The 23,934-nt window shown below is 64.6% G+C and carries 11 protein-coding genes and 3 pseudogenes; 9 read left to right on the plus strand and 5 right to left on the minus strand.

The window, feature by feature from the left end; genetic code table 11:
• Nucleotides 1-18: 18 nt before the first annotated feature.
• The 5 genes from ACFJGT_RS11635 (at nt 19) to glgX (ACFJGT_RS11655) (ending at nt 9,404) form a co-directional block, all read left to right on the plus strand.
• On the plus strand, nt 19-1,299 hold the full coding sequence (locus ACFJGT_RS11635; protein WP_377848667.1) for a DUF763 domain-containing protein: 1,281 nt from the start codon (nt 19-21) through the stop codon (nt 1,297-1,299).
• A 194-nt stretch (nt 1,300-1,493) separates the two neighbouring features.
• Nucleotides 1,494-3,413 (plus strand): AI-2E family transporter, encoded by a 1,920-nt coding sequence (locus tag ACFJGT_RS11640; protein WP_377848668.1) that lies wholly within the window; start codon nt 1,494-1,496, stop codon nt 3,411-3,413.
• 87 nt (nt 3,414-3,500) lie between these two features.
• Nucleotides 3,501-4,757, plus strand: a complete 1,257-nt coding sequence (locus tag ACFJGT_RS11645; protein ID WP_377848669.1) for a phosphatidylserine/phosphatidylglycerophosphate/cardiolipin synthase family protein — start codon at nt 3,501-3,503, stop codon at nt 4,755-4,757.
• Between the two features lie 272 nt (nt 4,758-5,029).
• Nucleotides 5,030-7,435, plus strand: a complete 2,406-nt coding sequence (locus ACFJGT_RS11650) for a glycogen/starch/alpha-glucan phosphorylase (RefSeq protein WP_377848968.1) — start codon at nt 5,030-5,032, stop codon at nt 7,433-7,435.
• A gap of 49 nt (nt 7,436-7,484) precedes the next feature.
• Nucleotides 7,485-9,404: a glycogen debranching protein GlgX gene (gene glgX, locus ACFJGT_RS11655; RefSeq protein ID WP_377848670.1), complete on the plus strand. Its 1,920-nt coding sequence runs from the start codon at nt 7,485-7,487 to the stop codon at nt 9,402-9,404.
• Here the strand turns inward: glgX (ACFJGT_RS11655) and glgX (ACFJGT_RS11660) are convergent.
• Nucleotides 9,405-11,478: pseudogene (gene glgX / locus ACFJGT_RS11660) on the minus strand (glycogen debranching protein GlgX).
• A gap of 218 nt (nt 11,479-11,696) precedes the next feature.
• Here glgX (ACFJGT_RS11660) and glgA point away from each other — a divergent pair.
• Nucleotides 11,697-13,229 carry a glycogen synthase GlgA gene (gene glgA / locus ACFJGT_RS11665; RefSeq protein WP_377848969.1) on the plus strand — a complete coding sequence of 511 codons (1,533 nt, stop codon included), beginning with the start codon at nt 11,697-11,699 and terminating at the stop codon, nt 13,227-13,229.
• Between the two features lie 53 nt (nt 13,230-13,282).
• Here the strand turns inward: glgA and ACFJGT_RS11670 are convergent, their stop codons facing one another.
• Nucleotides 13,283-13,546 carry a DUF2934 domain-containing protein gene (locus tag ACFJGT_RS11670; protein WP_377848671.1) on the minus strand — a complete coding sequence of 88 codons (264 nt, stop codon included), beginning with the start codon at nt 13,544-13,546 and terminating at the stop codon, nt 13,283-13,285.
• 188 nt (nt 13,547-13,734) lie between these two features.
• Here ACFJGT_RS11670 and glgB point away from each other — a divergent pair.
• Both glgB and malQ read left to right on the plus strand, forming a co-directional pair.
• Nucleotides 13,735-15,924: pseudogene (glgB, locus tag ACFJGT_RS11675) on the plus strand (1,4-alpha-glucan branching protein GlgB); the annotation flags it as partial.
• Between the two features lie 387 nt (nt 15,925-16,311).
• A pseudogene (gene malQ, locus ACFJGT_RS11680) lies at nt 16,312-17,985 on the plus strand (4-alpha-glucanotransferase); the annotation flags it as partial.
• Between the two features lie 4 nt (nt 17,986-17,989).
• Here the strand turns inward: malQ and ACFJGT_RS11685 are convergent.
• The gene (locus tag ACFJGT_RS11685; RefSeq protein ID WP_377848672.1) at nt 17,990-18,193 is read right to left on the minus strand and encodes a hypothetical protein; all 204 of its coding nucleotides are present in this window, start codon (nt 18,191-18,193) and stop codon (nt 17,990-17,992) included.
• A 197-nt stretch (nt 18,194-18,390) separates the two neighbouring features.
• On the opposite strand from ACFJGT_RS11685, the gene treY reads away from it, so the two are divergent.
• Nucleotides 18,391-20,934 (plus strand): malto-oligosyltrehalose synthase, encoded by a 2,544-nt coding sequence (treY, locus tag ACFJGT_RS11690; protein WP_377848970.1) that lies wholly within the window; start codon nt 18,391-18,393, stop codon nt 20,932-20,934.
• 4 nt (nt 20,935-20,938) lie between these two features.
• On the opposite strand, the gene treZ is transcribed toward treY, so the two are convergent.
• Complete coding sequence (treZ, locus tag ACFJGT_RS11695; RefSeq protein ID WP_377848673.1) at nt 20,939-22,690, minus strand: malto-oligosyltrehalose trehalohydrolase; 1,752 nt, start codon at nt 22,688-22,690, stop codon at nt 20,939-20,941.
• A 196-nt stretch (nt 22,691-22,886) separates the two neighbouring features.
• Complete coding sequence (locus ACFJGT_RS11700; protein ID WP_377848674.1) at nt 22,887-23,321, minus strand: pyridoxamine 5'-phosphate oxidase family protein; 435 nt, start codon at nt 23,319-23,321, stop codon at nt 22,887-22,889.
• Nucleotides 23,322-23,934 lie beyond the last annotated feature (613 nt).

Here is a 23,934-nt window from a genome sequence, read left to right on the forward strand (position 1 = left end):
AATTCGTTCTGGTGAACAATGACAAAGCGATCGGGCAGTGCCGATCTTCCCCTGCACTACGGGCGTGTGCCGCTCTGGCTCGGTGAGCGCATGGTCCGGCTAGGTGGTGTGATCTGCGAAGCCGTCATCCAGCAATACGGGCGCGACGAGCTGCTGCGGCGACTGGCGCATCCCTTCTGGTTCCAGTCGTTCGGCACGATCATGGGCATGGATTGGCATTCTTCAGGCATTACGACCAGCGTCATCGGAGCGTTGAAACGAGGTCTGAAGCCGCTGGCCGGTGAGTTAGGGCTGCATGTGTGCGGGGGGCGAGGCAATCATTCCCGTCGGACACCGGCCGAGCTGGAACAGATTGGCGCGAAGGTGGGGTTTGACGGGACAGCCTTGGCGCAGGCAAGCAGGCTCGTCGCCAAGGTCGACAGCGCGGCGGTGCAGGACCGCTTCGACCTCTATCTGCACGGCTTCTTTGTAACCGATGACGGCCGTTGGACGGTTGTGCAACAGGGCATGAACGGCGACGGCGGCCTGGCACGGCGCTATCATTGGCATTCCGAGGGGCTTGGCAGTTTCGTCGAAGCACCCCACGCCGCGATCGAGGGGCATAATACCGGCAGCATCGTCAATCTGACCGATGCGCGCGCCGAGCGCGCCCGCGATGCGCAGGTCGCGATGCTGCGCGATCAGGGACCGGACAGGATCGTCAGGGAGTTGGAGGCGCTACAGCCGGCGCGCCCCATTGCGAATGAAAACGCCCCGCAGCTAACCCTCCCGCATCTCGTGATGCCGGCGCACCATGATGTAAGGCCCAAGGACGTCATAACGCGACGACTGCACGGGGCATTGGCTGCAGCAGCCGATCGGGGGCCAGAAGACTTTTCCGAGCTGCTGCTCGTGCCCGGCATCGGCGCGCGCACCGTGCGGTCTCTTGCGATGGTCGCGGAAGTACTGCATGGCGCGCCCTGCCGTTTCAGTGATCCGGCGCGCTTCTCTCTCGCCAAAGGCGGCAAGGATCGACAGCCCTTCGCAGTGCCAACCAAGGTCTACGACCAGACCATCGCTGTCCTGCGGTCGGCCGTCGATCGGGCAAAGATCGGCCAGGACGACCGCCTCGCCGCCATTGCGCGGCTGGACAGTGAGAGCCGTCGGCTGGAGCGGAGTACGACCGGTCCGACATTTGTCGAATATGTCGCCGAGGAGCGCCGTCGATCCGCGGAATACGGCGGCCGAAGCGTCTTCGGGTGGGAGGAGTCAGAGACTGCACATGTTGAGAGCTTCAGCGCAGCGCGTCGACGCGTATAACAACGGTACCCCACCGCCCGTTCTCCATTCTCCTGCCTCAACCCTTTCGAGGTCGGGATTAGGGAACACGTACCGCTAAACCCCGTTGCGCCTGGGCGGGGAGCTAGATCCAACCGCCAAAGCAATAACTCGTGCGACGAACGAACTTCCGTCGAGAACACCACGCCGGCGCTGAGTTTGAAGGATATCAGGCGATGCCCGCGATCGAGCCTTCATCCACCGACGCGAGACCAGCGGTGAGGTCATCAGCCGACGGGCTCGCAAACGTTGCCATCGGCGCGTTTGTGATCGCTGCGCTATATTTCGGGCGTGAGGTTTTCGTCCCGGTGGCGCTCGCAATCCTGTTCAGCTTCGTCTTGGCGCCGCTTGTCAAAGGTCTGCAGAAGCTGCGTGTTCCGCGAGCGCTGGCGGTGTTTGCCGTCGTATTGATCGCCTTCGCAATATTGGCGGCCTTGACCATGGCGATGCTCGGCCAGGCGACGCAGCTGGCCAGTGATCTACCGACCTATCAGAGCACGATCCGCGCTAAGATCGCCGCCCTGAAAGGTTCGGGGCCCGAGAGTGGGGTTTTGAGCCGTGCCGCGGATGTCCTGCAGGACCTGGGGAAGGAGCTCAACCGTCCTAAGGCAAATCCGTCTGCTCCCGACGAGCGGCCGAGCCCTGCGCGAGACGGACGCCCAATTCCAGTTGAAGTCCATCAACCGGAGCCCGGTGCGCTCGAAACACTGCAGGCCTTTCTATCTCCTTTGATCCACCCTCTGACGACGACGGGCATCGTGCTGATCTTCGTGGTCTTCATCCTTTTGAAGCGCGAAGATCTTCGAAACCGGTTCATCCGATTGACTGGCACCTACGACCTGCAGAAGACCACGGCCGCGTTCGACGACGCCGCCAAGCGCCTCAGCCGGCTGTTCCTCACGCAGCTCATCGTCAACGCAGGGTTTGGCGTGGTGATTGGTTGCGGCCTCTGGGCGGTCGGCGTTCCCAGCGCTCTGCTCTGGGGAATTCTGGCGGCAATTCTTCGATTCATTCCCTATCTCGGCGCCATCCTCTCGGCAGTTTTCCCGATGGTGATCGCTGCATCGGTTGATCCCGGATGGATGATGCTTGCACTGACGGCGACCTTGTTCGTGATCGCCGAGCCGGTTGTCGGGCATGTGATCGAACCGTTGGCCTATGGCCGCTCCACCGGGTTATCGCCTGTCGCCATCGTGGTCGCGGCGACATTCTGGACATGGTTATGGGGCCCCATCGGGCTCGTCTTGGCGACACCACTGACTGTGTGTCTGGTGGTCTTGGGTCGGCATGTCGAAAGGCTGGAATTCCTGGACGTCATGTTGGGGGATCGCCCTCCCCTTTCAGCGCCGGAGATCTTCTACCAGCGGATCCTCGCGGGAGACCCCGCGGAAGCGGCCGACAAGGCGGAGGAGGTGCTGAAGGAACGCTCGCTATCCGCCTATTACGACGAGGTCGCGCTCGAAGGCTTGCGGCTCGCTGCGGCGGACGAGGCGCGCGGCGTTCTCGATGCTCCCAGGCGCAATCAGATTCTCGCGACAATCCGCGAGGTGGTCGAGGATCTGTCGGACCATGACGACCTTCGACCCTCACTCGACAATGCTGCTGCAGACCCTGAAACCGAGGCCGCCGTTGAGCAGACCAACGAAAAAGAGGGCGCCTCCGATTTGCCCGTCCTCACCATCGCTGAGCTGAAGGAAGCATTTCGGGACGGCGGCGGTGTTGTCTGCATCGGCGCGCGGTCGCAACTCGATGAGGCAGCCGCGCTCATGGTGAGCCAGATTTTGGGTAAGCACGGATTAGCCGCACACGCGCTCCCCCCGACTACCCTTTTGACCACTGGTTTGGACCGCCTCGCCGAGCAAAACCCTGCATTGATCTGTCTTTGCTCGATCGCCCCTCGGGGGGTGGCTCAGATGAAGTATGCCGTTAGGCGACTGCGACGCCGCATACCGGATGCGATTCTTGTCGTCGGGCAGTTGGCGCAAGCGTCGAACGCCTCATCGGATTTTCTCGGTCCTATGGACGCGGTCGAAACTTCCCTTCGAGGGATTTGTCGAGCTTGCCTAGCCTTGGCGGTACGAAATGAAGCGAAGTGATCGGGTGGCGACGGCCATCACTCCGATTGGACTGCGTCCCCTAACAGTTGAGCCGAGGTGCTCGTGAAATTGCGAGGACGTCCTGTTTTGATCGCACTCGTGTCAGCAGTTCTTGGAGCCGCGGGATGTCTCGTTGTCTTCAATCTGCTGCCCGAGCCGCAGGAGCTGAGGCAGCCGCTACCTCATCACCTGGCTTCATCGGATGAGCAGCTCAAGACATCGATGGGAGCGCTTTTCGGATCGAACTACCTGCCTGGGAACAGGGTCGATACGCTGGTCAACGGTATCCAGATCTTCCCCGCCATGTTGCGCGCTATCCGCGAGGCAAGGCAGACCATCACCTTCGAGACCTACATCTATTGGCGCGGAGCCATTGCGGAGGAATTCGCCGACGCGCTCTCGACTAAAGCTCGGGAAGGGCTGAGCGTAAAGGTCCTGCTCGACTGGGTCGGAAGCCTTCCCATGGATGAGCATTTGATCAAACGAATGCAGGATGCCGGTGTCGAGGTCGTGCGATTCCGACCGGTCACCTGGTACACGATCGACCGGGTAAACAATCGTACGCATCGGAAGTTGCTGGTCGTCGATGGCCGCCTCGGCTTCACGGGTGGGGTCGGCATCGCCGACGAGTGGAATGGCGATGCTCGTTCGCCCAACGAATGGCGCGACAATCATTACCGGGTTGAGGGGCCCGCCGCGGCGGAATTCCAGGCCGCTTTCGCGGAGCACTGGATCGAGGCGACCGGTGAATTGCTGTTGGGCGATCGCTTCTTCCCCAAGATAAGCCCGGCCGGCGATCGCGGCACACAGGTTGTCGTCAGCTCGCCCCACCAGCGCAACGTCATGCATCTGATGCTCATGACTGCGCTTGCCGCTGCTCAGAAAAACATCCGGATCGCGACCCCATATTTTGTGCCGGACGAGCTGACACGGCAGCAACTTCTCGAAGCTCGAAAACGAGGCGTCGACATTCAGATCGTGGTCCCTGGTTCGCAGACAGACGCCCGCATTGTCAGGAAAGCGTCGCGGCATTTATGGGGAGATCTACTTCAGGCCGGTATCAAGATCAGCGAGTATCAGCCAACCTTCTTTCATTGCAAGCTGATCATAGTCGACGATGTTTGGACCTCCGTCGGCTCGACCAACATTGATGATCGCGCTTTGCGTCTCAACGATGAAGCCAACATCACTCTATTCGATCAGGAATTTGCTCGCGCTCAAACGGCCTTGTTCGACAAAGATGCTGCAGCATCGAAGCCCTACACGTTCTCGGACTGGCAAAGCCGCTCCATGAATCAGAAGGTGACAGACTGGATATCCAGTCTCGCAAGTTCGCAGATTTAACCTCGCTCTCTCCCGTTATTCGGCGCAGAATGGTGTGGCCTACGGCCGGTCGCGCAGCGATAAATTTGCAATCATCAGGGGACCATAACGCAAGCAAGGGGCTGGATGCTGCCAGGACACACATTGCGTTGCTCTTCTAAGGTGGAGTGAGGCTTGATGTAGCCCTCTCGTTGCGAGATCGTGGCACAACAAATTCAGTCTAGGACTCTGCCTTGTCACTTCTGCCTCGCGAAACATCCGTGCACTACGAGCCCGACGAGCAGGTCGAGCGCATGAAGGCGGAGGTGACACGCAAGCTCTCCTATTCGCTCGGAAAGGACCCCGCCGTCGCGCAGGCGCATGACTGGCTGACGGCGGCGATTCTCGCCGCGCGCGACCATGTCATCGACGTCTGGCAGAAATCGACCCGCGAGAGCTATGCGACCGGCAGGAAGCGGGTCTACTACCTGTCCCTGGAATTCCTCATCGGCCGCTCTCTCGCCGACACGCTGAACAATCTCGGCCTGACCGGGGCGATGGCCCAGGCGTTGCGCGAGCTCGGCGTCGATCTCGCCGATATCGAGAACCTCGAACCGGACGCTGCGCTCGGCAATGGCGGCCTGGGCCGGCTCGCCGCCTGCTACATGGAGGCGATGGCCTCCACCGGCGTGCCGGCGCTCGGCTACGGCATCCGCTACGATCACGGCTTGTTCAAGCAGCGCATCGATGGCGGCCGGCAGATCGAGGTGCCGGAGGACTGGCTCTCCTTCCGCAATCCTTGGGAATTCGAACGGCGGGAGAGCGCCTACAAGATCGGCTTCGGCGGAAGCGTGACCGCGACCGAAAAGGTTGGTCAGGTGTTCTGGGCGCCGGAGGAAACGATCTTCGCCGTCGCCTACGATACCCCCGTCGTCGGCTGGCAGGGGCGCGACGCCAATACCTTGCGACTGTGGCGCGCCCGGGCGATGCATCCGCTTTCGCTGGACGCCTTCAACCAGGGAGACTTGGTCGGGGCCGTCGCGGAGCGCAATCGCGCGGAAGCGATCTCGAAGGTGCTTTACCCCAACGATTCCACTCCCGTCGGGCAGGAACTGCGCCTGCGCCAGGAGTTCTTCTTCACCTCCGCCTCGCTACAGGATTTGGTACGGCGTCATCACCGCCAGTTCGGCACGCTCGATAACCTGGCCGAGAAGGTTTCGATCCAGCTTAACGATACCCATCCGTCGCTTGCGGTCGCGGAATTGATGCGTCAGCTCATCGACGAGCACGAGGTCCAATGGGAGCGCGCCTGGGAGATCACGACGGCGACTATTTCCTACACCAACCACACGCTCCTGCCGGAAGCGCTGGAAACCTGGCCGGTCGCGCTGATGGAGCGACTCCTGCCCCGCCATATGCAGATCATCTTCGGCATCAATGCCCGCTTCCTCGACAGGGTGCGCCGCGATTCGCCCGATTCGGACCTCTCGGCGCTCTCCCTGATCGACGAGCATCATGGCCGGCGAGTGCGCATGGCCCATCTCGCCTTCGTCGGCTCGCACAAGGTCAACGGCGTCTCGGCCCTGCATTCGAACCTGATGAAGGAAACGGTGTTCGCGCCGCTGCACCGCGTCTTTCCCAGCCGCATCACCAATGTCACCAACGGCATCACGCCGCGGCGCTGGCTCCTCAACGCCAATCCCGGCCTGACGGGCCTGCTCAAGGAAACCTGCGGGGAAAAGGTCGCGGATGATATCGGGCTGATCCGCCAGTTCGGCGCGCATGCCGACGATGCGTCGGTCCACGAGCGGCTGGCTGCGATCCGGCGCGAGAACAAGCTCAAGCTCGCGAAAATCATCCGCCAGGATTGCGGGGTCACCGTCGATCCCGCCGCGCTCTTCGATGTGCAGATCAAGCGGATCCACGAATACAAGCGCCAGTTGCTGAACATTCTGGAGACGATCGCGCTGTACGACGCCATCCGATCCGAGCCCTATCGGGACTGGGCGCCGCGGGTGAAGATCTTCGCCGGCAAGGCCGCCTCGAACTACACCACTGCCAAATCGATCATCAACCTGATCAACGACGTCGCGGCCGTGGTGAACAACGACATCAGCACGCGCGACCGGCTCAAGGTGGTGTTTCTGCCGAACTACAACGTCAGCCTCGCTGAGACCATCATTCCGGCCGCGGACCTGTCGGAGCAGATCTCGACCGCCGGCATGGAGGCCTCCGGCACCGGCAACATGAAATTCGCGCTGAACGGCGCCATCACGATCGGAACGCTCGACGGCGCCAATATCGAGATCGGCGAGCGGGTCGGCGCGGAGAATATCGCCATCTTCGGCATGACGGCGGAAGAGGTCGAAGCGGCGAGACGCGATCCACGGCAAAGCGCCGACATCATCCATGCCTCTGCCCATCTGGAGGGCGTTCTGGATGCCGTGGCCGGCGGAGCCTATTCGCCGCGCGACCGCGACCGCTATCTCGGCCTCGTCGACGGGCTTCTCGCCAACGACTGGTTCATGGTGCTCAACGATTTCGAGAGCTATCGCCTCACCCAGCGCCGGATCGACAGTCTCTGGGCGGATCAGACGCGTTGGTGGCGCATGTCGGTGAACAACACGGCGCATTGCGCCTGGTTCAGCGCCGACCGCGCCATCCGCGAATATGCGCAGCGCATCTGGAGCCTGCCGGTCTCGGCATCGGGACAAGGCTGACGCCTTGGCCCAGTCCCTGCGGATCAGGCCCGACGCGGCACCGGCGCGAATGGGCCCATCCCTTGTGGAAGGTGGCGTCCGCTTCGCCGTCTTTTCGCGTCATGGCACGCGCGTCCTCGTCTCCATCTTCGACGAAACCGGCGAGACCGAGCTCGCACGGCTGCCGCTGCCATGTCGCACCGGCGACATCCATCATGGATTGCTGGAAGGTGCCGGCGCGGGACTGCGCTACGGCTTGCGTGTCGAGGGTCCCTGGCAACCGGAACGCGGCCATAGGTTCGACCCGGCGAAGCTGCTCGTCGACCCCTACGCGACGCTGATCGACCGCCCTTTTCGCTGGGATCCGGAGCTGGCGCGCCATGGCGCGGAAACAGCGGCGCTGGCGCCGCGCAGCATCGTCCAGCCTCTGCAAATTCATGGCGAGGAGCAGGCCTCCGCAGCAGCGGCCCCCGAATTCATCTACGAGCTCGGCGTCCGGTCCTTCAGCATGCGCCATCCGGCCGTGCCGCCATCCTTGCGGGGAACACTCTCCGCCCTGCGCGAGCCCGCCGTCATCGCCCATCTGCAAAGGCTCGGCGTCAGCCATGTCGAGCTGATGCCGGTTGCCGCCTGGATGGACGAACGCCACCTGCCGCCGCTCGGCCTTGCCAATGCCTGGGGCTACAACCCCGTCAACTTCTTCGCGCTCGACCCGCGGCTCGCGCCCGGCGGGCCGGCCGATCTCGCCGCGCTCTGCGCCGCCTATGCCGATGCCGGCATCGGCGTGATCCTCGACATCGTGCTGAACCACACCGCCGAAAGCGATGAGTTCGGGGGCACGGTCAGCCTGCGCGGCCTCGACAATGCCGTCTATTACCGCCATGCCACCGACGATCCCGGCCGCCTCGTCAACGACACCGGCTGCGGCCATACGCTGGCGCTCGATCGCGCCCCGGTCGTGCGCCTGGCGATGGATGCCTTGCGATACTGGCTGCACCTCGGTGTTGCCGGTTTCCGCTTCGATCTCGGCACGGTGATGGGGCGCACGGAGACCGGCTTCACGCCCGACGCGCCGCTCTTAAGCGCCATCCTGCAGGATCCGGAGCTCGCGCGCGCGATCCTGATCGCCGAACCCTGGGATATCGGCCCCGGCGGCTATCGTCTGGGCGAATTCCCCGCTCCATTCGCCGAATGGAACGGCCGCTATCGCGACGACGTCCGCCGCTTCTGGCGCGGCGATCCCGGCATGGCCGGCGCATTCGCGACAAGGTTGGCCGGCTCCTCCGACCTCTTCGCCGGCAACCACCGCAGTCCGCGGGCCAGTATCAATTTCATCGCCGCCCATGACGGCTTCACGCTTCGCGATCTCGTCTCCTACGAGCGCAAGCACAACGAGGCGAATGGCGAGGAGAACCGGGACGGCGAGATCGACAACCACGGCTGGAATGGCGGCGCAGAGGGCCCCACCCGCGATCATGGCATCGAAGCTGCGCGCGATCGCGACATCCGCGCCCTGCTGGCAACGCTTTTCCTGTCGCGCGGCATCCCGATGCTGACGGCCGGCGACGAATTCGGGCGGACCCAGCTCGGCAACAACAACGCCTATGCACAGGACAACCCGACCTCCTGGCTGGACTGGGAGCGCACCGACAACGAGCGCATAGCCTTCGTCGCGTCGCTTGCAGCGCTGCGTCGCCGCCACCCGTTTCTGGCAGGCGAGACCTTCCTGACCGGCAGGGGCGAGCCCCCGGACGCCGCCTGGCTGAAACCTGATGCAACACCGATCGCCGATCAGGAATGGGCAGGCCTCGATGCGTTCTGCCTGCTCCTAGCCGACGGCGACGAGAGCCTCCTCCTCGCCGTCAACCGGAGCCGCGAAGCAGTGCCCTTGACGCTTCCGGCCGGGCGATGGGATCTACTGTTCGCCTCCGATGCTGCTTCGGAGACCGTGCTTTCCGCCCGCAGCGTCGCGCTGCGGCGGGAAGCCTGATCACATCAGCACGATCAGGGATCGGGGCGAGAGCGAGATTTCCTGATCGGCCTTTAGGCCCTTACGGCCCTCGTCCGAATTCGGCCCGGTCTCGGTATCCAGCACAACCGACCACGAACCCGTCTTCACCCGCGGCGGAATCTTGAACACCACTTCTCCGTCGAAGGCGTTGAACAGGACAAGCGCCTCGTCGCCGCCTGCCTCGACATCCGGCATATGCATCAGCAGGCCGATCGCCAGCACGCCGGGATCGTCCCAGTGCTCCTCCTGCTGGTCACCTCCGGCAGGGTTGACCCAGCGCAGCAGGCACCCGTCGCGGAAGGAGGCGCGCCGGAAGATTGGATGCTCGTTGCGCAAGGCGATGACGCGCTGCACGAAGCCGGCGAGCGCCTCGTCACGCCGCGTGATCTCGTCCCATCGCATCCAGGCGGTCTCGTTATCTTGGGCATAGACGTTATTGTTGCCGCGGTTGGAATGGCCGTGCTCGTCGCCGGCGAGCAGCATCGGCGTGCCATGGGATAAAAGCAGCGTCGCCAGCAGATTGCGTTTCTGCCGCTGACGCACCGCAAGAATGCCTTCGTCCTCGGTCGGCCCCTCGGCGCCGTGGTTGAAGGACAGGTTATGGCCGTGGCCGTCCTTGTTGTCCTCGCCGTTCGCCTCATTGTGCTTGTCGTTGTAAGAGACGAGGTCCGCCAGGGTAAAACCGTCATGAGCGGTGATGAAGTTCACGCTGGCCCAGGGCCGACGGCCACGTAGGTCGTAGACATCCCCTGATCCGGTGATGCGCGCCGCAAGGTCGCGGATGATCCCCTCCTCGCCCTTCCAATAGGCACGGATCGTGTCGCGGTACTTGTCGTTCCACTCGGCCCAGCCTGGCGGGAAGCCGCCGACCTGATAGCCGCCGGGGCCGATATCCCACGGCTCGCCGACAAGCTTGACCTTGCGCAGAACGGGGTCCTGTCCCATCGCGTCGAAGAAGCCGCCGCGCGGATCGAAGCCGTGCGGCTCGCGCCCGAGGATGGTACCGAGATCGAAGCGGAAGCCGTCCACCTCCATCACCTCGACCCAGTAGCGCAGCGAGTCCATCACCATCTGGAGCACGCGCGGATGGGAGGTGTTCACGGTATTCCCGGTGCCGGTGTCGTTGATGTAGTAGCGCGGCTCTCCCGGCATCGTCCGATAATAGGAGAAGTTGTCGATCCCCTTGAACGACAGCGTCGGGCCAAGCTCGTTGCCCTCGGCTGTGTGGTTGTAGACGACGTCCAGGACGACCTTCGAGCCCGGCGTCATGGAAGCGGCGGACCATGTCCCGGAACGACGAGAGGCCGGCCCTGCCGAGATAACGCTGCATCGGCGCGAAAAAGCCGATCGTGTTGTAGCCCCAGTAGTTGGACAGGCCTTTAGCGACGAGGTGATGGTCGTCGAGATAGGCATGCACGGGCAGGAGCTCGACGGTGCTGACCCCGAGGCTCTTGATGTAGTCGATCACGGCCGGCTCGGCGAGGCCATCGAAAGTGCCGCGGCGGGCTTCGGGCACAGCTGGGTGCAGTTGCGTGAACCCGCGTACATGGGTCTCGTAGAAGATGGTCCGGTCCCAGCCGATAGCAGGGGCGGCCGGACGCTGCGGATCGGCGTTCCAGTCGACCACGACGCATTTCGGCATGTAAGGCGCACTGTCGAGTTCGCTAAAGCTGATATCTCGATCATCGCCACCGTCGATCGGATAGCCGTAATGCGCATCGTTCCAGGCGACCGCCCCGGAAAACTCGCGCGCATAAGGATCGATTAGGAGCTTGTTCGGATTGAAGCGATGCCCCTCCTCCGGGGCGAAACGGCCATGGACGCGATAGCCGTAGCGCTGCCCCGGCCCGATGCCCGGGAGATAGCCATGGAAGACTTCATCCGAGTATTCCGGCAGCGTGATACGAGCGGCTTCGGTCCCGCCGCTTTCGTCGAACAGGCAGAGTTCGACGCGTTCGGCATGAGCCGAAAACAGGGCAAAGTTGGTCCCGTCGCCATCGAACACGGCGCCGAGCTCGGAAGCCCGGCCGGGCCTGATCTCAAAACCCGTCATATCGCGCTCCCGCCATGTCACAGCACCTTCTTGTCGCCCGTGCAGAAGGAATGATTGTCGCCGTCGACGCGGTTTCGCCTTCGCCGCGATGGCAGCAACGTGGTGGCGCAAAAGCGGTTCCGGATTGCTGGCCCCGTTCTTGCCTAAATATTTCGCGGCGCTGCCGGAACCTGGCTCGCGGCGGCCTGTTGTGCTTCGCGGATGCCGAGGGCGTGACGATGACAGATGTGCTGAAGCTGGCCGAGATCGGAGGCGCGCCTGCGACGTCCGGCCACGCGTTGCATTACGCGCCCGCTGTCAAGGACGACATTGCCGACCGCCCCTCTCCGATCGCAGCCACCACGAAATTGCTCTTCGTCACCTCCGAGATGGGCGACTTCATCAAGGCCGGCGGTCTCGGCGAGGTCTCGACGGCGCTGCCCCGGCAATTGCGGAAGTTCTGCGAGGTGCGCGTCCTGCTGCCCGGCTTCCGGCAGGTCCGCAAGGCGAGACCGGCGATGGATGTCGTCCGGCAGATGCCGCGCGTCGCCGGCCTGCCACCATGGTCACTCGGCCGCTTCGCAACAAGTGACGGCCTGATCGTCTATACCGTCCTCTGCGATGAGCTCTATGACCGTGACGGCTCGCCCTATGGCCCGTTCGGCGGGGGCGACTTCGGCGACAACGACATCCGCTTCGGACGGCTCTCGCTCGCCGCCGCGGAGATCGCCGCCGGCGAGGCCGACCCGAACTGGAAGCCCGATGTCGTCCATGTGAACGACTGGCCCTCCGCCCTTGCACCCGGCTATATGCGCTGGAAGGGCCTCGCGACCCCGTCGATCCTGACCGTCCACAATCTGGCCTATCAGGGGCTTTACCACCCGCAGCGCATGCGCCTTCTGGGCATCCCGGACCTCGCCTTCAACATCAACGGCGCCGAATTCCACGGCAAGATCTCGTTCCTGAAGAGCGGCATCTATTACGGCTCGCATGTCACCACCGTGAGCGAGACCTATGCCAACGAGATCACCACCGCCGAACATGGCTGCGGCCTCGACGGCCTTCTCAAGACGCGCATGCACGAAGGCCGGCTGACCGGGATCGTCAACGGCATCGACGATAGCTGGAACGCACTGATCGATGGCGGCCGGACCGGCGACCAGATCATCCGGCAATGGAAGCGGCGCAACGCCGCCGAAATCCGCCGGACCTTCGACCTGCCGGACTCGCGCGGCCCGCTGTTCTCGATCATCTCCCGTCTGGTCCATCAGAAGGGCATTGATCTTTCGCTGGAGGCGGCTGAAACGATCGTGGCCCAGGGCGGCCAGCTCGTCGTGACCGGACGTGGCGAGCCGCGCATCGAGGAAGCCGTCGAGAAGCTGGCAAAGCGCTATCCGCGCGCCGTCGCCGCACGGATCGGTTTCGACGACGGCGAGGCGCGGCGCCTGTTCGCGGCCAGCGATTTCCTGCTGATGCCCTCGCGTTTCGAGCCTTGCGGCCTCAGCCAGATGTATGCGCAGCGCTCCGGCGCCCTGCCGATCGCCTACCGCACCGGCGGGCTCGTCGATACGATCGAAGACGGATTGTCCGGCTTCCTGTTCTCCAGTCTCACCGGAGCGGGCTTGACCGGGGCGGTCGCCCGCGCCCTGGAAGCCTTCCGCTCGAAGCGCGCCTTCCGGCAGATGCGGGACCACGCCATGGCCAAGCGCTTCGACTGGCGCCGCCCAAGCTTCCGCTATGCGGATGTCTATGCTCGCGCCCTTGTCGCCTGATCATGGCGCTCAGGCGATGCGCGGCTTGTCCGGCGTGGTCGCCGATGCTGAGCTCAACGCTTCGCCTTCGGCGCGGATTTGGTGGCGCCCGCATTGCCGGTCGCAGCCTTCTTGACCGGGGCGGTCACTTTCGGCTTGTCGTTCGCGGTCGCGGATACCTTGCCCTTGACCGGCTTCGCCGGCTTGGAGGGTTGACCGGTGCTCACAGCGACCCGCTCTTCTGCCAGTCGCCAGTGCTCGGCATCGCGGCCTTCGGGCTTACCCTCGGCTTCCCAGATCGCATAGGCGGTATCGCGGACGATCTGTTCCCGGCTCATCATCTGTCTCCTGGAAAGGCGGCTGAAACGCGGTGGATGAACGGCAGCAGGAGAGGTTGGTTCCCCCGACCGCCCCCGCCTTTCGGCGAGGGTGTGGTTGCGGAACGGAGGCTTGTTCTGCTGCGTTGCATCATCTCCGATTCCACCTCCCGGGGGGAACACCTCTCGTCTTTCGGATAAGCCCGTTTATGCGCCAGTCTGCACCTTCTCTGCCCGCCTTGGCTCAACACGATCTGGTGTTGCTGGAGGAAGGGCGCCATCCCGACCCCTTTGCCATCCTGGGTCGCCACGCCTTCACCGGCGGCAGCTTCGTGCGGGCCTTCCTGCCCGGCTGCAATTACGCCGAACTCGTCACCGAAGAGGGCGAGGAACGCAGCGCCGTGCCGATGATCACGCAAGGTGACGGCGTCTTCCAGGTATCCGCCCCCGCGGAAGGCTCCTACCGGCTGCGCATTTCCTGGCCCGACGGCATCGTCGAAGCGGCCGATCCCTACGCCTTCGGCCTGTCGCTGTCGGAGGACGATATCTATCTCTTCGCCGAGGGGCGGCATTTCGACCTCTCGACACGGCTCGGCGCCAATCCGTGGTCTTTCGAGGGGGTCGATGGCGTGCTCTTCGCCGTCTGGGCACCGAATGCCGCACAGGTCGCGGTCGTCGGCGATTTCAACAGCTGGGATGCCCGCCGCCACCCGATGCGACGCCGGCTCGGGCCCGGCATCTGGGAGCTGTTCATCCCCGGCATCGGCCCGGGCGCCGTATATAAATATGCGATCACCGCACAGAATGGCGAAAAGCTGCCCTGGAAGGCCGATCCGCTCGGCCGCCGGCACGAGGAGCCGCCGCGGACCGGCTCCATCGTCGCCGTTGCTCCGGATTTCAGCTGGAGCGATGCCGCGTGGCTGGAAAGGCGCGAGCGTGCGAACCCCATGGCGGAGCCGCTCGCCATCTACGAGGTCCATGTCGGCTCATGGCTCAGGACGGAATGGGGCCGGATGGGCAGTTGGGACGAGGCCTGCGACAGATTGATCCCCTACCTTGAGCATATGGGCTTCAGCCATGTCGAGCTCCTGCCGATCACGGAGCATCCCTTCGGTGGCTCATGGGGCTATCAGCCGCTCGGCCTCTTCGCTCCTACGGCACGGCTGGGCTCGCCTGAAGCCTTCGCCCGCTTCGTAGACCGCTGCCACGCCTCCGGCATCGGCGTGATCCTGGACTGGGTGCCGGCCCATTTCCCCTCAGACGAGCACGGCCTCGCCCGCTTCGACGGAACGGCTCTCTATGAGCATGAGGACCCTCGCCAGGGCTTTCATCGCGACTGGAACACGCTGATCTACAATGTCGGCCGGCGCGAGGTCCGCGGTTTCCTGATCGCATCGGCGCTGTGGTGGCTGGAGACCTTCCATCTCGATGGTCTGCGCGTCGATGCGGTCGCCTCCATGCTCTATCGCGACTACAGTCGCGAGCCCGGCGAATGGGTGCCGAACCATCTCGGCGGTCGCGAGAATTTCGAGGCGATCTCCTTCTTCCAGGAGCTCAACACCCTGGTCGGCGCCCGCGGGCGCGGCGCCATCACCATCGCCGAGGAATCGACGGCCTGGCCGGGCGTCACCGCGCCGGTTCATCATGGGGGACTCGGCTTCCATTTCAAATGGAACATGGGCTGGATGCACGACACCCTGCGCTATTTCGCGCGGGACCCGATCCATCGCGGCCATCACGGCGACGACGTCACCTTCGGCTTGATCTACGCCTTCTCCGAGAACTTCGTGCTGCCGATCTCGCATGACGAAGTGGTCCACGGCAAAGGCTCGCTCGTCTCCCGAATGCCCGGCGACGACTGGCAGCGTTTCGCCAACCTGCGGCTGTGCCTCTCCTTGATGTGGACGCATCCCGGCAAGAAGCTGCTCTTCATGGGCTGCGAGTTCGGTCAGGAGGAGGAATGGAATGTCGATGCGCCCTTCCCCTGGCCCTCGGATGACGACGGCCGCCGCCGCGGGACGATGCAATTGGTGCGCGACCTCAATGCGCTGTATCGCGGTCACCCCAGCTTGCATCGTCTCGACCATGGCGCCGAGGGTTTCGGCTGGATGATCGCGGATGACCAGGCCAATGCCGTCTTCGCCTTTACGCGCTCGGCCGGCGATGGAAGGCCGCCGCTCGTCGTGGTCACCAACATGACGCCCGTGCCGCGCCATGACTACCGCGTCGGCGTCGCAGCCGCAGGGCGCTGGGTGGAACGTCTCAACAGCGATGCGGAAAGCTATGGGGGCTCGGGCCTCGGCAATGGCGGGCAAGCTACGACCGAGGCCGTCGCCTCCCACGGGCAGGCGCAGTCCCTGTCGCTGACCCTGCCGCCGCTCGCACTTCTCGTGCTGGAGCATGCGGGGGGCGGCTGCATGAGCGACGACCTGCTGCGCCAGCTCGCCACCCGCGCCGGGATCGCCCCCGAATGGACCGACCAGACCGGCACGCTGCGACAGGTCTCGCCCGACAGTCTGCGCGCGATCCTGCGCGCGCTCGGCCTGCCCGGCGACACGGACGAAAGCTTGCGCAATTCCCTTGCCGCGGCGGAAGCGGTGCCGCTCGCAGGTCCGTCGCCCCTTCTGACCGCGCGGGTCGGGCAGCCGGTCGAGTTGCCCGTCGCCGGGGGCGGCGAAAGCGATATCGAAGCGGTTCTGCAGAACGGAACGCGCCGCATTCTCAGAGCGGAGCGAACGGGAGACTGCCTCGTCCTGTCTCCCTTCGACGAGCCCGGCTACCATACCCTCCGGATCGGCGGCATGGCCGTCACGCTTGCAGTCGCCCCGGCGCGCTGCATCACCTTTTCCGATCTGTCAGGAGGCCGGACCGGCTGGGGCCTTGCCGCGCAGATCTACTCCCTGCGTAGCGCCGATGATGGCGGCATCGGCAACTTCGCGGGCGTGGCCGCATTGGGCCGGGCCGCCGCCGGCCTCGGGGCGGACGCTCTGGCGATCAGCCCGGTCCATGCGCTCTACGGAGCGCTGCCCGCCCAGTTCAGCCCCTATTCGCCTTCGACACGGCTCTTCTACAATCCGCTGCACGCCGACCCGGCCGTGGCGTTTTCGATCGACCTGATCCGCAGCATCGCCGCGCAGGCAGGCCTTGCCGAGGAGATGGAACGGCTATCGCGGCTCGACCAGATCGACTGGCTGGCGGCGACGCCGCTGCGGCAGCGCTTCCTGCGTGCCCTCTTCGATGTGTTGGACCGGACTGGAGAAAGCCGCAGCGCCTTCGAGCGTTATGCCGGGGAAGCTTCGCCCCTGCTACGCTCCCACGCGATCTTCGAGGTGCTGCACGCGGCCGAGCTCGGGCGCGATCCGACCTTGCGATCCTGGCGGAACTGGCAGCCCGGCTATCGCGATCCGGACAGCCCGCAGGTTGCCGCTTTCGCCGAAGCCCATGCCGGCGACGTCCGCTATCAGCTCTTCCTGCAATGGCTGACAAGCCTGTCCTATGGCGCCGCGCAGCGCGCCTGCCGGGAGGCCGGCATGACGGTCGGCCTCATCGCCGATCTCGCCATCGGCATGGATGGCGCCGGCAGCCATACCTGGAGCCGGCAGGATGAAATACTGCACGGGCTGAGCATCGGCGCGCCGCCGGACTATTATGCCGCCGATGGTCAGAACTGGGCGCTGACGACCTTCTCGCCGCGTGGCCTCGCGGCCAGCGGCTATTCCCCTTTCATCGAGACGCTGCGGGCGAGCCTGCGTCATGTCGGGGGCATCCGCATCGACCATGTCATGGGCATGAACCGTCTCTGGCTGATTCCGGACGAAGCCGGCGCGCTCGACGGCGCCTATGTCAGTTTCCCCTCCGAGACGCTGTTCCGCCTGATCGCGCTGGAATCCTGGCGCCACCGTGCCATCGTCATCGGCGAAGACCTCGGCACCCTTCCCTACGGCTTCCGCGACGACCTGCGCGAGCAGGGTGTGGCGGGCCTGCGCGTCCTCCGTTTCGAGCGGACCCAGCACGGCTATGTCCGCCCCTGGGATTGGGACAGCAATGCGGTGGCGCTGACCAGCACCCATGACCTCGTACCCGTCGCCGGCTGGTGGGCCGGCTCCGATCTCGACGCCCCCAGCGATACCCGCGAGGCCGAGGATTTCAGGGCCTGGGACCGCGGCGTGCTCTGGGACGCGTTCAGGGATGCCGGCCTCGCTGAAGGTGAGCGTCCCGCACCGGAGGATACCGACCCTGTGGTCGATGCGGCGATCCGCTATGTCGGCGCGACGCCTTGCACGCTGAAGATCATGCCGATCGAGGATGCGCTCGGCCTGCGCGTCCAGCCTAATGTCCCGGGCACGACGTTCGAGAAACCCAACTGGCGGCACCGCCTTGCCGGCGACGCCGCTCAGGCCCTCGACGGCGGCCATCTCCGTGATCGATTGGCGCCACTGGGGGCCGATCGCTCCGGCTGACCCTTCAGCCGTGCGGCGGTCTGACGATCCCCGGAGAACGTCGAGAGATGTCCGGCGTTTGCGTGACGCAGCGATAATGCTCGATGGCATCGCGAAGCGCGGCGCTCTCGATCTCGTCGGCAGTGCCGGGCGTGCAGACCCCCAGCAGCTTCAAACGGGACTGCGCGCGCAGCATGTCGATCGGGGACCGGATCGGAGCAACTTGCATGGTTCACCTCCGGCGGCTGAACGCGCCTTTGAGTGCGCTGTTCCCAGGCCTCCATGCGGTGTTCCGACGCACCATCCCGAAGGCTTCGCTGATGATCGCGGAGACGCGAAACCTCAAGCCTCGAAACCGCGTTGGGATGGAGGCGGCGGCGCGGATCAGCCGGCAGAAACGGGGGTATCGTGACGCAGGCACATCCGGTGCTGGCCACCTATCGGCTGCAGTTCCACAAAGGTTTCCCTTTCGCAGCCGGAGCGGCGTTGGCCGGGTACCTGCGCGAGCTCGGGATCAGCCATGTCTATTCCTCTCCGATCCTTGCCGCCCGTGCCGGCTCCGTGCATGGCTACGACGTCATCAGCTATGACGCGGTCAATCCGGAGCTTGGCGGCTTGGACGGCTTCCGGGCCATGGCCCGGGCCCTCCGCGCCGAAGGTATCGGCATCGTTCTCGACATCGTGCCAAACCATGTCGCCGTCGGCGGAGACGACAATGCGATGTGGCTCGATCTGCTGAAATACGGACGCGGCAGCCGCTATGCGGGCTGGTTCGACATCGATTTTGACGAGGCCGACCCGCTGCTCGACGGACGGATCCACGCGCCCTTCCTCGGAGAGCCTTTCGACGAGGCGCTCGCAGCGGGACAGTTCGCGCTGGTCGACGATCCGGAGCGCGACGGTTTCGCGCTGCGCTATGGCGAGCACCTCTTTCCGATCCGGCCGGAGGACGATGCGGAGCTTCGCGCTGATCTCGCGGAAACGCGGCGCGGGCCCGAGGCCTTGCGCACCCTGCTTGAGCGTCAGCATTTCCATCTCGACTACTGGCGCAATGCCGGCGATCGCCTGAACTGGCGCCGCTTCTTCGATATCACCCAGCTCGCCGGCATGCGGATGGAGCGCCCGGACGCCTTCGACGCAGCTCATCGCATCGCTTTCTCGCTCTACGAGGAGGGCTGGATCGATGGCCTCCGGATCGATCACGTCGATGGGTTGGCCGATCCTGCCGGCTATTGCGTGGCGCTGCGAGCGAGGCTTGCGGCGCTGGCTCCCCGACGCCCGGACTGGGCTGCATCCGGCCCGGCCTGGATCGTGGTGGAGAAAATCCTGGCTTCCGGCGAAACCCTCCCCACCGGTTGGAAAGCCAACGGAACGACGGGCTACGACTTTATGGACCAGGCCAGCGCGGTTCTCCACGCGGCGGACGACGAGAACCGCCTCGGCCTGTTCTGGTCGGAGTTCAGCGGCCGGCCCGCCAGCTTCGCCGACGAGGAGCTCGCGGCACGTCGCGAGGTGCTCGAACATGCTTTCGACGGACAGCTGGAGGCGATCACGGGCCGCCTGATGACGCTGGCGCAAGCCGCCGGCCGCGTGTCGGACATCCCGCGGGGCGCCATGAAACGAGCCGTCGCGGCGATCGCGTGCAACATGCACTGCTACCGGACCTACCTCACCGGCGCCTCCGCCCCGGAGGATCCCGGGCTCGGCTTCGACGACGCCGTGGCCGCGGCGCGCGCGCAACCCCAGGCGGAGCTGCTGGCGATCGATTTCGTGGTGGCCGTCATGGCCGGAACGGACGCCGCATTGGAGCAGACTGCGCGGCGCGCGGTGATCCGCCGCTTCAACCAGCTCACCTCGCCGCTTGCCGCGCGCAGCGTCGAGGATACCGCGTACTATCGCTATGGCCGCCTGCTCTCGCGTAACGATGTCGGCTTCGATGCGGCGCGGTTTTCGCTGTCCGGATCGGACTTCCACCAGGCGATGGCCGAGCGGGCGCGTCTCCAGCCGGGAGCCATGCTTGCCTTGTCGACGCATGATCACAAGCGCGGAGCCGATGTCCGCGCCCGCCTCGCGACGATCAGCCGGGACCCGCAATCCTGGACGGACGAGGTGCAAGGCTGGTTCGCGATCAACGACCCGATCCGACCGGAAGGGCTCGATCGCGGGGACGAATACATGCTCTACCAGATGCTGATCGGCACCTGGCCACTGGAGGAAGAGGCCGGCGATTACGCCGATCGCATCGGCGGCTGGTGGCGCAAGGCTTTGCGCGAGGCGAAGCTGCGAACCGGCTGGGCCGCCCCGAACGAGGCCTATGAGCAGCTGTCGGAGGATTTCCTGCGTGCCTTGCTCGATCGGCAGGGCAACGGACGCTTCCACGATGCACTGGAGCAATTTCTCGCGCATATCGGACCGGCCAGCGCCCTGAACGGCTTGGCACAGGTCATCCTTCAATGCACCGTTGCCGGCATCCCCGACATCTATCAGGGCTGCGAGTTCTGGGACTTGAGCATGGTCGATCCCGACAACCGTCGCCCCGTGGATTTCGCGGCCCGACAGAAGGCGCTGGCAGACGGCGCCGCGGAAGACCGTCTCCGCATGGATTGGAAGAACGGCCGGATCAAGCAAGCTGTCCTCCGGCGCCTCCTCGCAGCGCGGCGGGACCATCCAGCATTGTTCCGCCAAGCCACCTACGGGCCCTTGGCGGTGCAGGGGCCGCGGGCCGAGAATCTGATCGCTTTCTGCCGGAAGACCGAGACGCAGATTCTTGCCGTGGTTGTGCCGACTTCCTCCCCTGCCGGCGTCGATGACGGGCTTGCGCTGCGAGCAGGATGGTGGGCCGATACGGCCGTAGCCCTGCCGGGCGCATCCGGTGACTGGCGGGCGCTGATGGGAGCGCCCATCACGGGCGACCGCGTCGCACTCGCCGATCAGGGGCTCGGCTGCCGCGTGCTGCTCGCCGATCGCTGAACGGTCACGAGCCGTGCGAGAGAAATGCCCGGAACGACCGCGCGCCGAGCCGCAACCCATTAGCGCGCTGCTCCGCGTCACCCAGGGCGAAGATTTCCGCGCCTTTGGGTCGCGTGTCGGTGACGGGCGCTTCATCGAAATTCACCAGAAGCGTCAGCGTTCCGCCGCCCAGCCCCCATGATGCCCTGACGGCCTGCGCTCCGATGGCGACCGCGCCCATGCTGCGACAGCTATCGAGATGGGGCACGATCCGCTCCTGCCGCAGCGCGATGAGACCGCGATACAGCGCATTCCATTCCGCACCGTCCTCGCCGCCGGCCGGCCGACTCGCCGCAAAGGTCTCCTCGGCATTGGGATCAAAAAGCCTTCGGTCTCCGTCGGGGTCGGCATGAGCGAATTCTCGCCTGCGCCCCTCCCGCACGGCCTGGGCCAGCTCCTCGTGATGATCGGTGAAATAAAGGAAAGGCGTGCGGCTGCCGTATTCCTCTCCCATGAAGATCAGCGGAACCTGCGGGGTCAATAGCAGGAGCGCGACGGCGGCGCGGAGTGCGGCGGGATCGGCCAGCGCCAGCAGGCGCTCACCGAACAGGCGATTGCCGATCTGGTCGTGATTCTGAAGGCAGTTGACGAAGCGCGACGGTGCGAGATGCCCACTTGGCCGGCCGCGCGGCTCGCCGCTGAAGGAGGCGACTTCGCCCTGGAACGCGAAGCCTTCCGCCAGCACGCGCGCCAGATGGCGGGCAGGCTCGGCGGCAAAGCTGCCGTAGTAGGTCGCAACCTCCCCCGTCAGCAGGATATGGACCGCGTGATGGAAATCGTCGTTCCATTGCGCGTCGAAACGCGACAGCAACCTGGAATCATTGGCATCGTTTTCGACCACCAGCGCAATCATGCGCTCGGCCGGGATGGCACGACGGACCTCACGCTCGAAATCCAGCAGGAAATCGAGCGAGGGAATGGCGTGGACGGCATCGAGCCGCAGCCCATCGAAACGATATTCATCGAGCCACTGCACCGCGCAGGCGATGAAATAGGCGCGCACCTCCGGACGTTCGAAGTCGATCGCCGCGCCCCAGGGTGTGTGGCTGCCCGCCCGGAAGAATGGGGGTGCGTAGGCGTGCAGATAGCAGCCATCCGGACCGAAATGATTGAACACGACGTCGAGATGAACGGCGAGGCCGAGTTCATGCGCCCGGTCCACCAGTCGCTTCAGGTCATCGGGCGAGCCGTAGGCAGAGGCGGGCGCGAAGGGCAGGACGCCGTCATAGCCCCATGACCGCTCGCCTGGAAAATCGGCGATCGGCATGAGCTCGATTGCGGTGATGCCGAGATCGGCGAGACGAGGCAGTTCATTTGCGACCCCGGCAAAGCCACCGACGAGCCCGGGATGGATTTCGTACAGAACGGTTTCGCGCCAGGGCCGGCCGCACCAATCCGCAGAGCGCCAGGAATAGGAAGTCGGGTCGGTCAGGACGCTCCAACCATGAACCCCGCCGTCCTGGCTCCGCGAGGCGGGATCGGGAAAGGTTAGCCCATTTTGCGACCGGTAGCGATATCGCGTTCCGAACGGCAGGTCGTCATCGTGCTCAAACCAGCCGTCGCCGATCGCGACCATAGCAACGCTTCTACCTTCGCCGCCGATCTCGATCTGGACGTCAGAAAGCGCGGGCGCCCATAATCGAAACGTCGAGGCCGAACCCTTTCGTGATGCGCCGAAGGGGAAGCGCTTCCAATTCGTGCGTGCGAGCTCGGTCATCGTCGTTCGCTATGGGCGAGAAGCGGCTCGTCGGGGCTCTTCGCTCGGATCGGTCAGGTCTTTGATGCCGCGATTATCTCCGATCCGACATCAAACGTTTCCCGAGCCTTGCGCTCCGAGATAAATTCCGCCCCACGGCCGATCGGTGCGAGGTGGCGCGGCGAACGACGTTCGACCGCCACCAACCTAATACTCGTCAGATCTTGATTTCCCCCTCCTCGTCGGCATCCCAGTAATGCACCCGGGACGCACGCACATTCAGCAATACGATGCCGGGGGTCTCGATCCCTTGGGGAAACCAACGCTCCATGTCGTCGATCCAGTGCTCCTCAAAAGCGAGGCGGTCTGTGATCAAGCTCGCCTTGCCCTCGACCGCGATGAAAATACCGGGCTTGCCCAGCAGGCTCCTATCGCCGGCGAACGTCAGCCCCACTCGGTCGTTGGCTCGGACATCCTGGATGAACCGGGCATCATCGTAAGCAAAGAACCAAGAATCCCCGTCATAATCGACGTCGCGGTTATTGCTCATCGGGCGGCTTGAAAGCTTCCCATCGTCGGTCACGGTCGTGAGCATGCAGAAGTCGATGTCTTTCATCTTTTCCGCGATGTCGCTGAGGGTGCGCTCGCCCATATCGTTCTCCCGGTTCGTGGGGTGGCCTTCGTGAAGACCGAACTGGCCGGCACTGGGCATGTTCCGCCAGTCCGAAAGAATGCTTTCAGGGAAGATTTGCTGGGAGAGGACATTTGCGAGGCAAGCTGTCCAAAATCGTGCCGGCTGCAAGCTTTCTCGCGGCAATCCGGGCAGCAATCTGGTCCTCAAAGAACCTGAGGCTGCTCGAAACCTCGCGGAACTCGCTCGCTTCTGCAGTACCGTCGGGCGCACCGAAGAGCTCCTCAAAGCGTTTTAGCGCGCGAGCGAGGTCATCGTAGGTTCGGATCTTAGACATCAAAGCACGACAGGCTAGCGCCTCCTCCATCACGAGCGAGCTCCGCTTCCGCGAGAAGTTTCCCGGCGGCCGTGAGGATCGCTTCGGGAGGGACCACGTCCTCCTGGAGACGCCACTCGACATAGTCGCGAGGACAACCGGGGTGGCCATCAGCATTGCGCCACTCGCGACCGGGGAACGCCGCGTTCATGCGAAGGACGAGCTCGCGACCATTGGCGATTGGCTCGAAAGGACCCATTCTGCGCTCCTTGCGTCGGCGGCTCGACGGCTTGGGTACGTGGGCCCGTCAGTGTCGCG

The organism is Allobosea sp. UC22_33, from assembly GCF_042700715.1.
Taxonomy (GTDB): domain Bacteria; phylum Pseudomonadota; class Alphaproteobacteria; order Rhizobiales; family Beijerinckiaceae; genus Allobosea.

Coding starts and splice junctions, on each gene's coding strand:
- ACFJGT_RS11670 (WP_377848671.1), bottom strand. CDS start 13,546: ATGAGCCGGGAACAGATCGTCCGCGATACCGCCTATGCGATCTGGGAA.
- glgA (WP_377848969.1), top strand. CDS start 11,697: ATGACAGATGTGCTGAAGCTGGCCGAGATCGGAGGCGCGCCTGCGACG.
- treZ (WP_377848673.1), bottom strand. CDS start 22,690: ATGACCGAGCTCGCACGCACGAATTGGAAGCGCTTCCCCTTCGGCGCA.
- glgX (WP_377848670.1), top strand. CDS start 7,485: ATGGGCCCATCCCTTGTGGAAGGTGGCGTCCGCTTCGCCGTCTTTTCG.
- ACFJGT_RS11650 (WP_377848968.1), top strand. CDS start 5,030: ATGAAGGCGGAGGTGACACGCAAGCTCTCCTATTCGCTCGGAAAGGAC.
- ACFJGT_RS11685 (WP_377848672.1), bottom strand. CDS start 18,193: ATGCAAGTTGCTCCGATCCGGTCCCCGATCGACATGCTGCGCGCGCAG.
- ACFJGT_RS11700 (WP_377848674.1), bottom strand. CDS start 23,321: ATGGGCGAGCGCACCCTCAGCGACATCGCGGAAAAGATGAAAGACATC.
- ACFJGT_RS11640 (WP_377848668.1), top strand. CDS start 1,494: ATGCCCGCGATCGAGCCTTCATCCACCGACGCGAGACCAGCGGTGAGG.
- ACFJGT_RS11635 (WP_377848667.1), top strand. CDS start 19: ATGACAAAGCGATCGGGCAGTGCCGATCTTCCCCTGCACTACGGGCGT.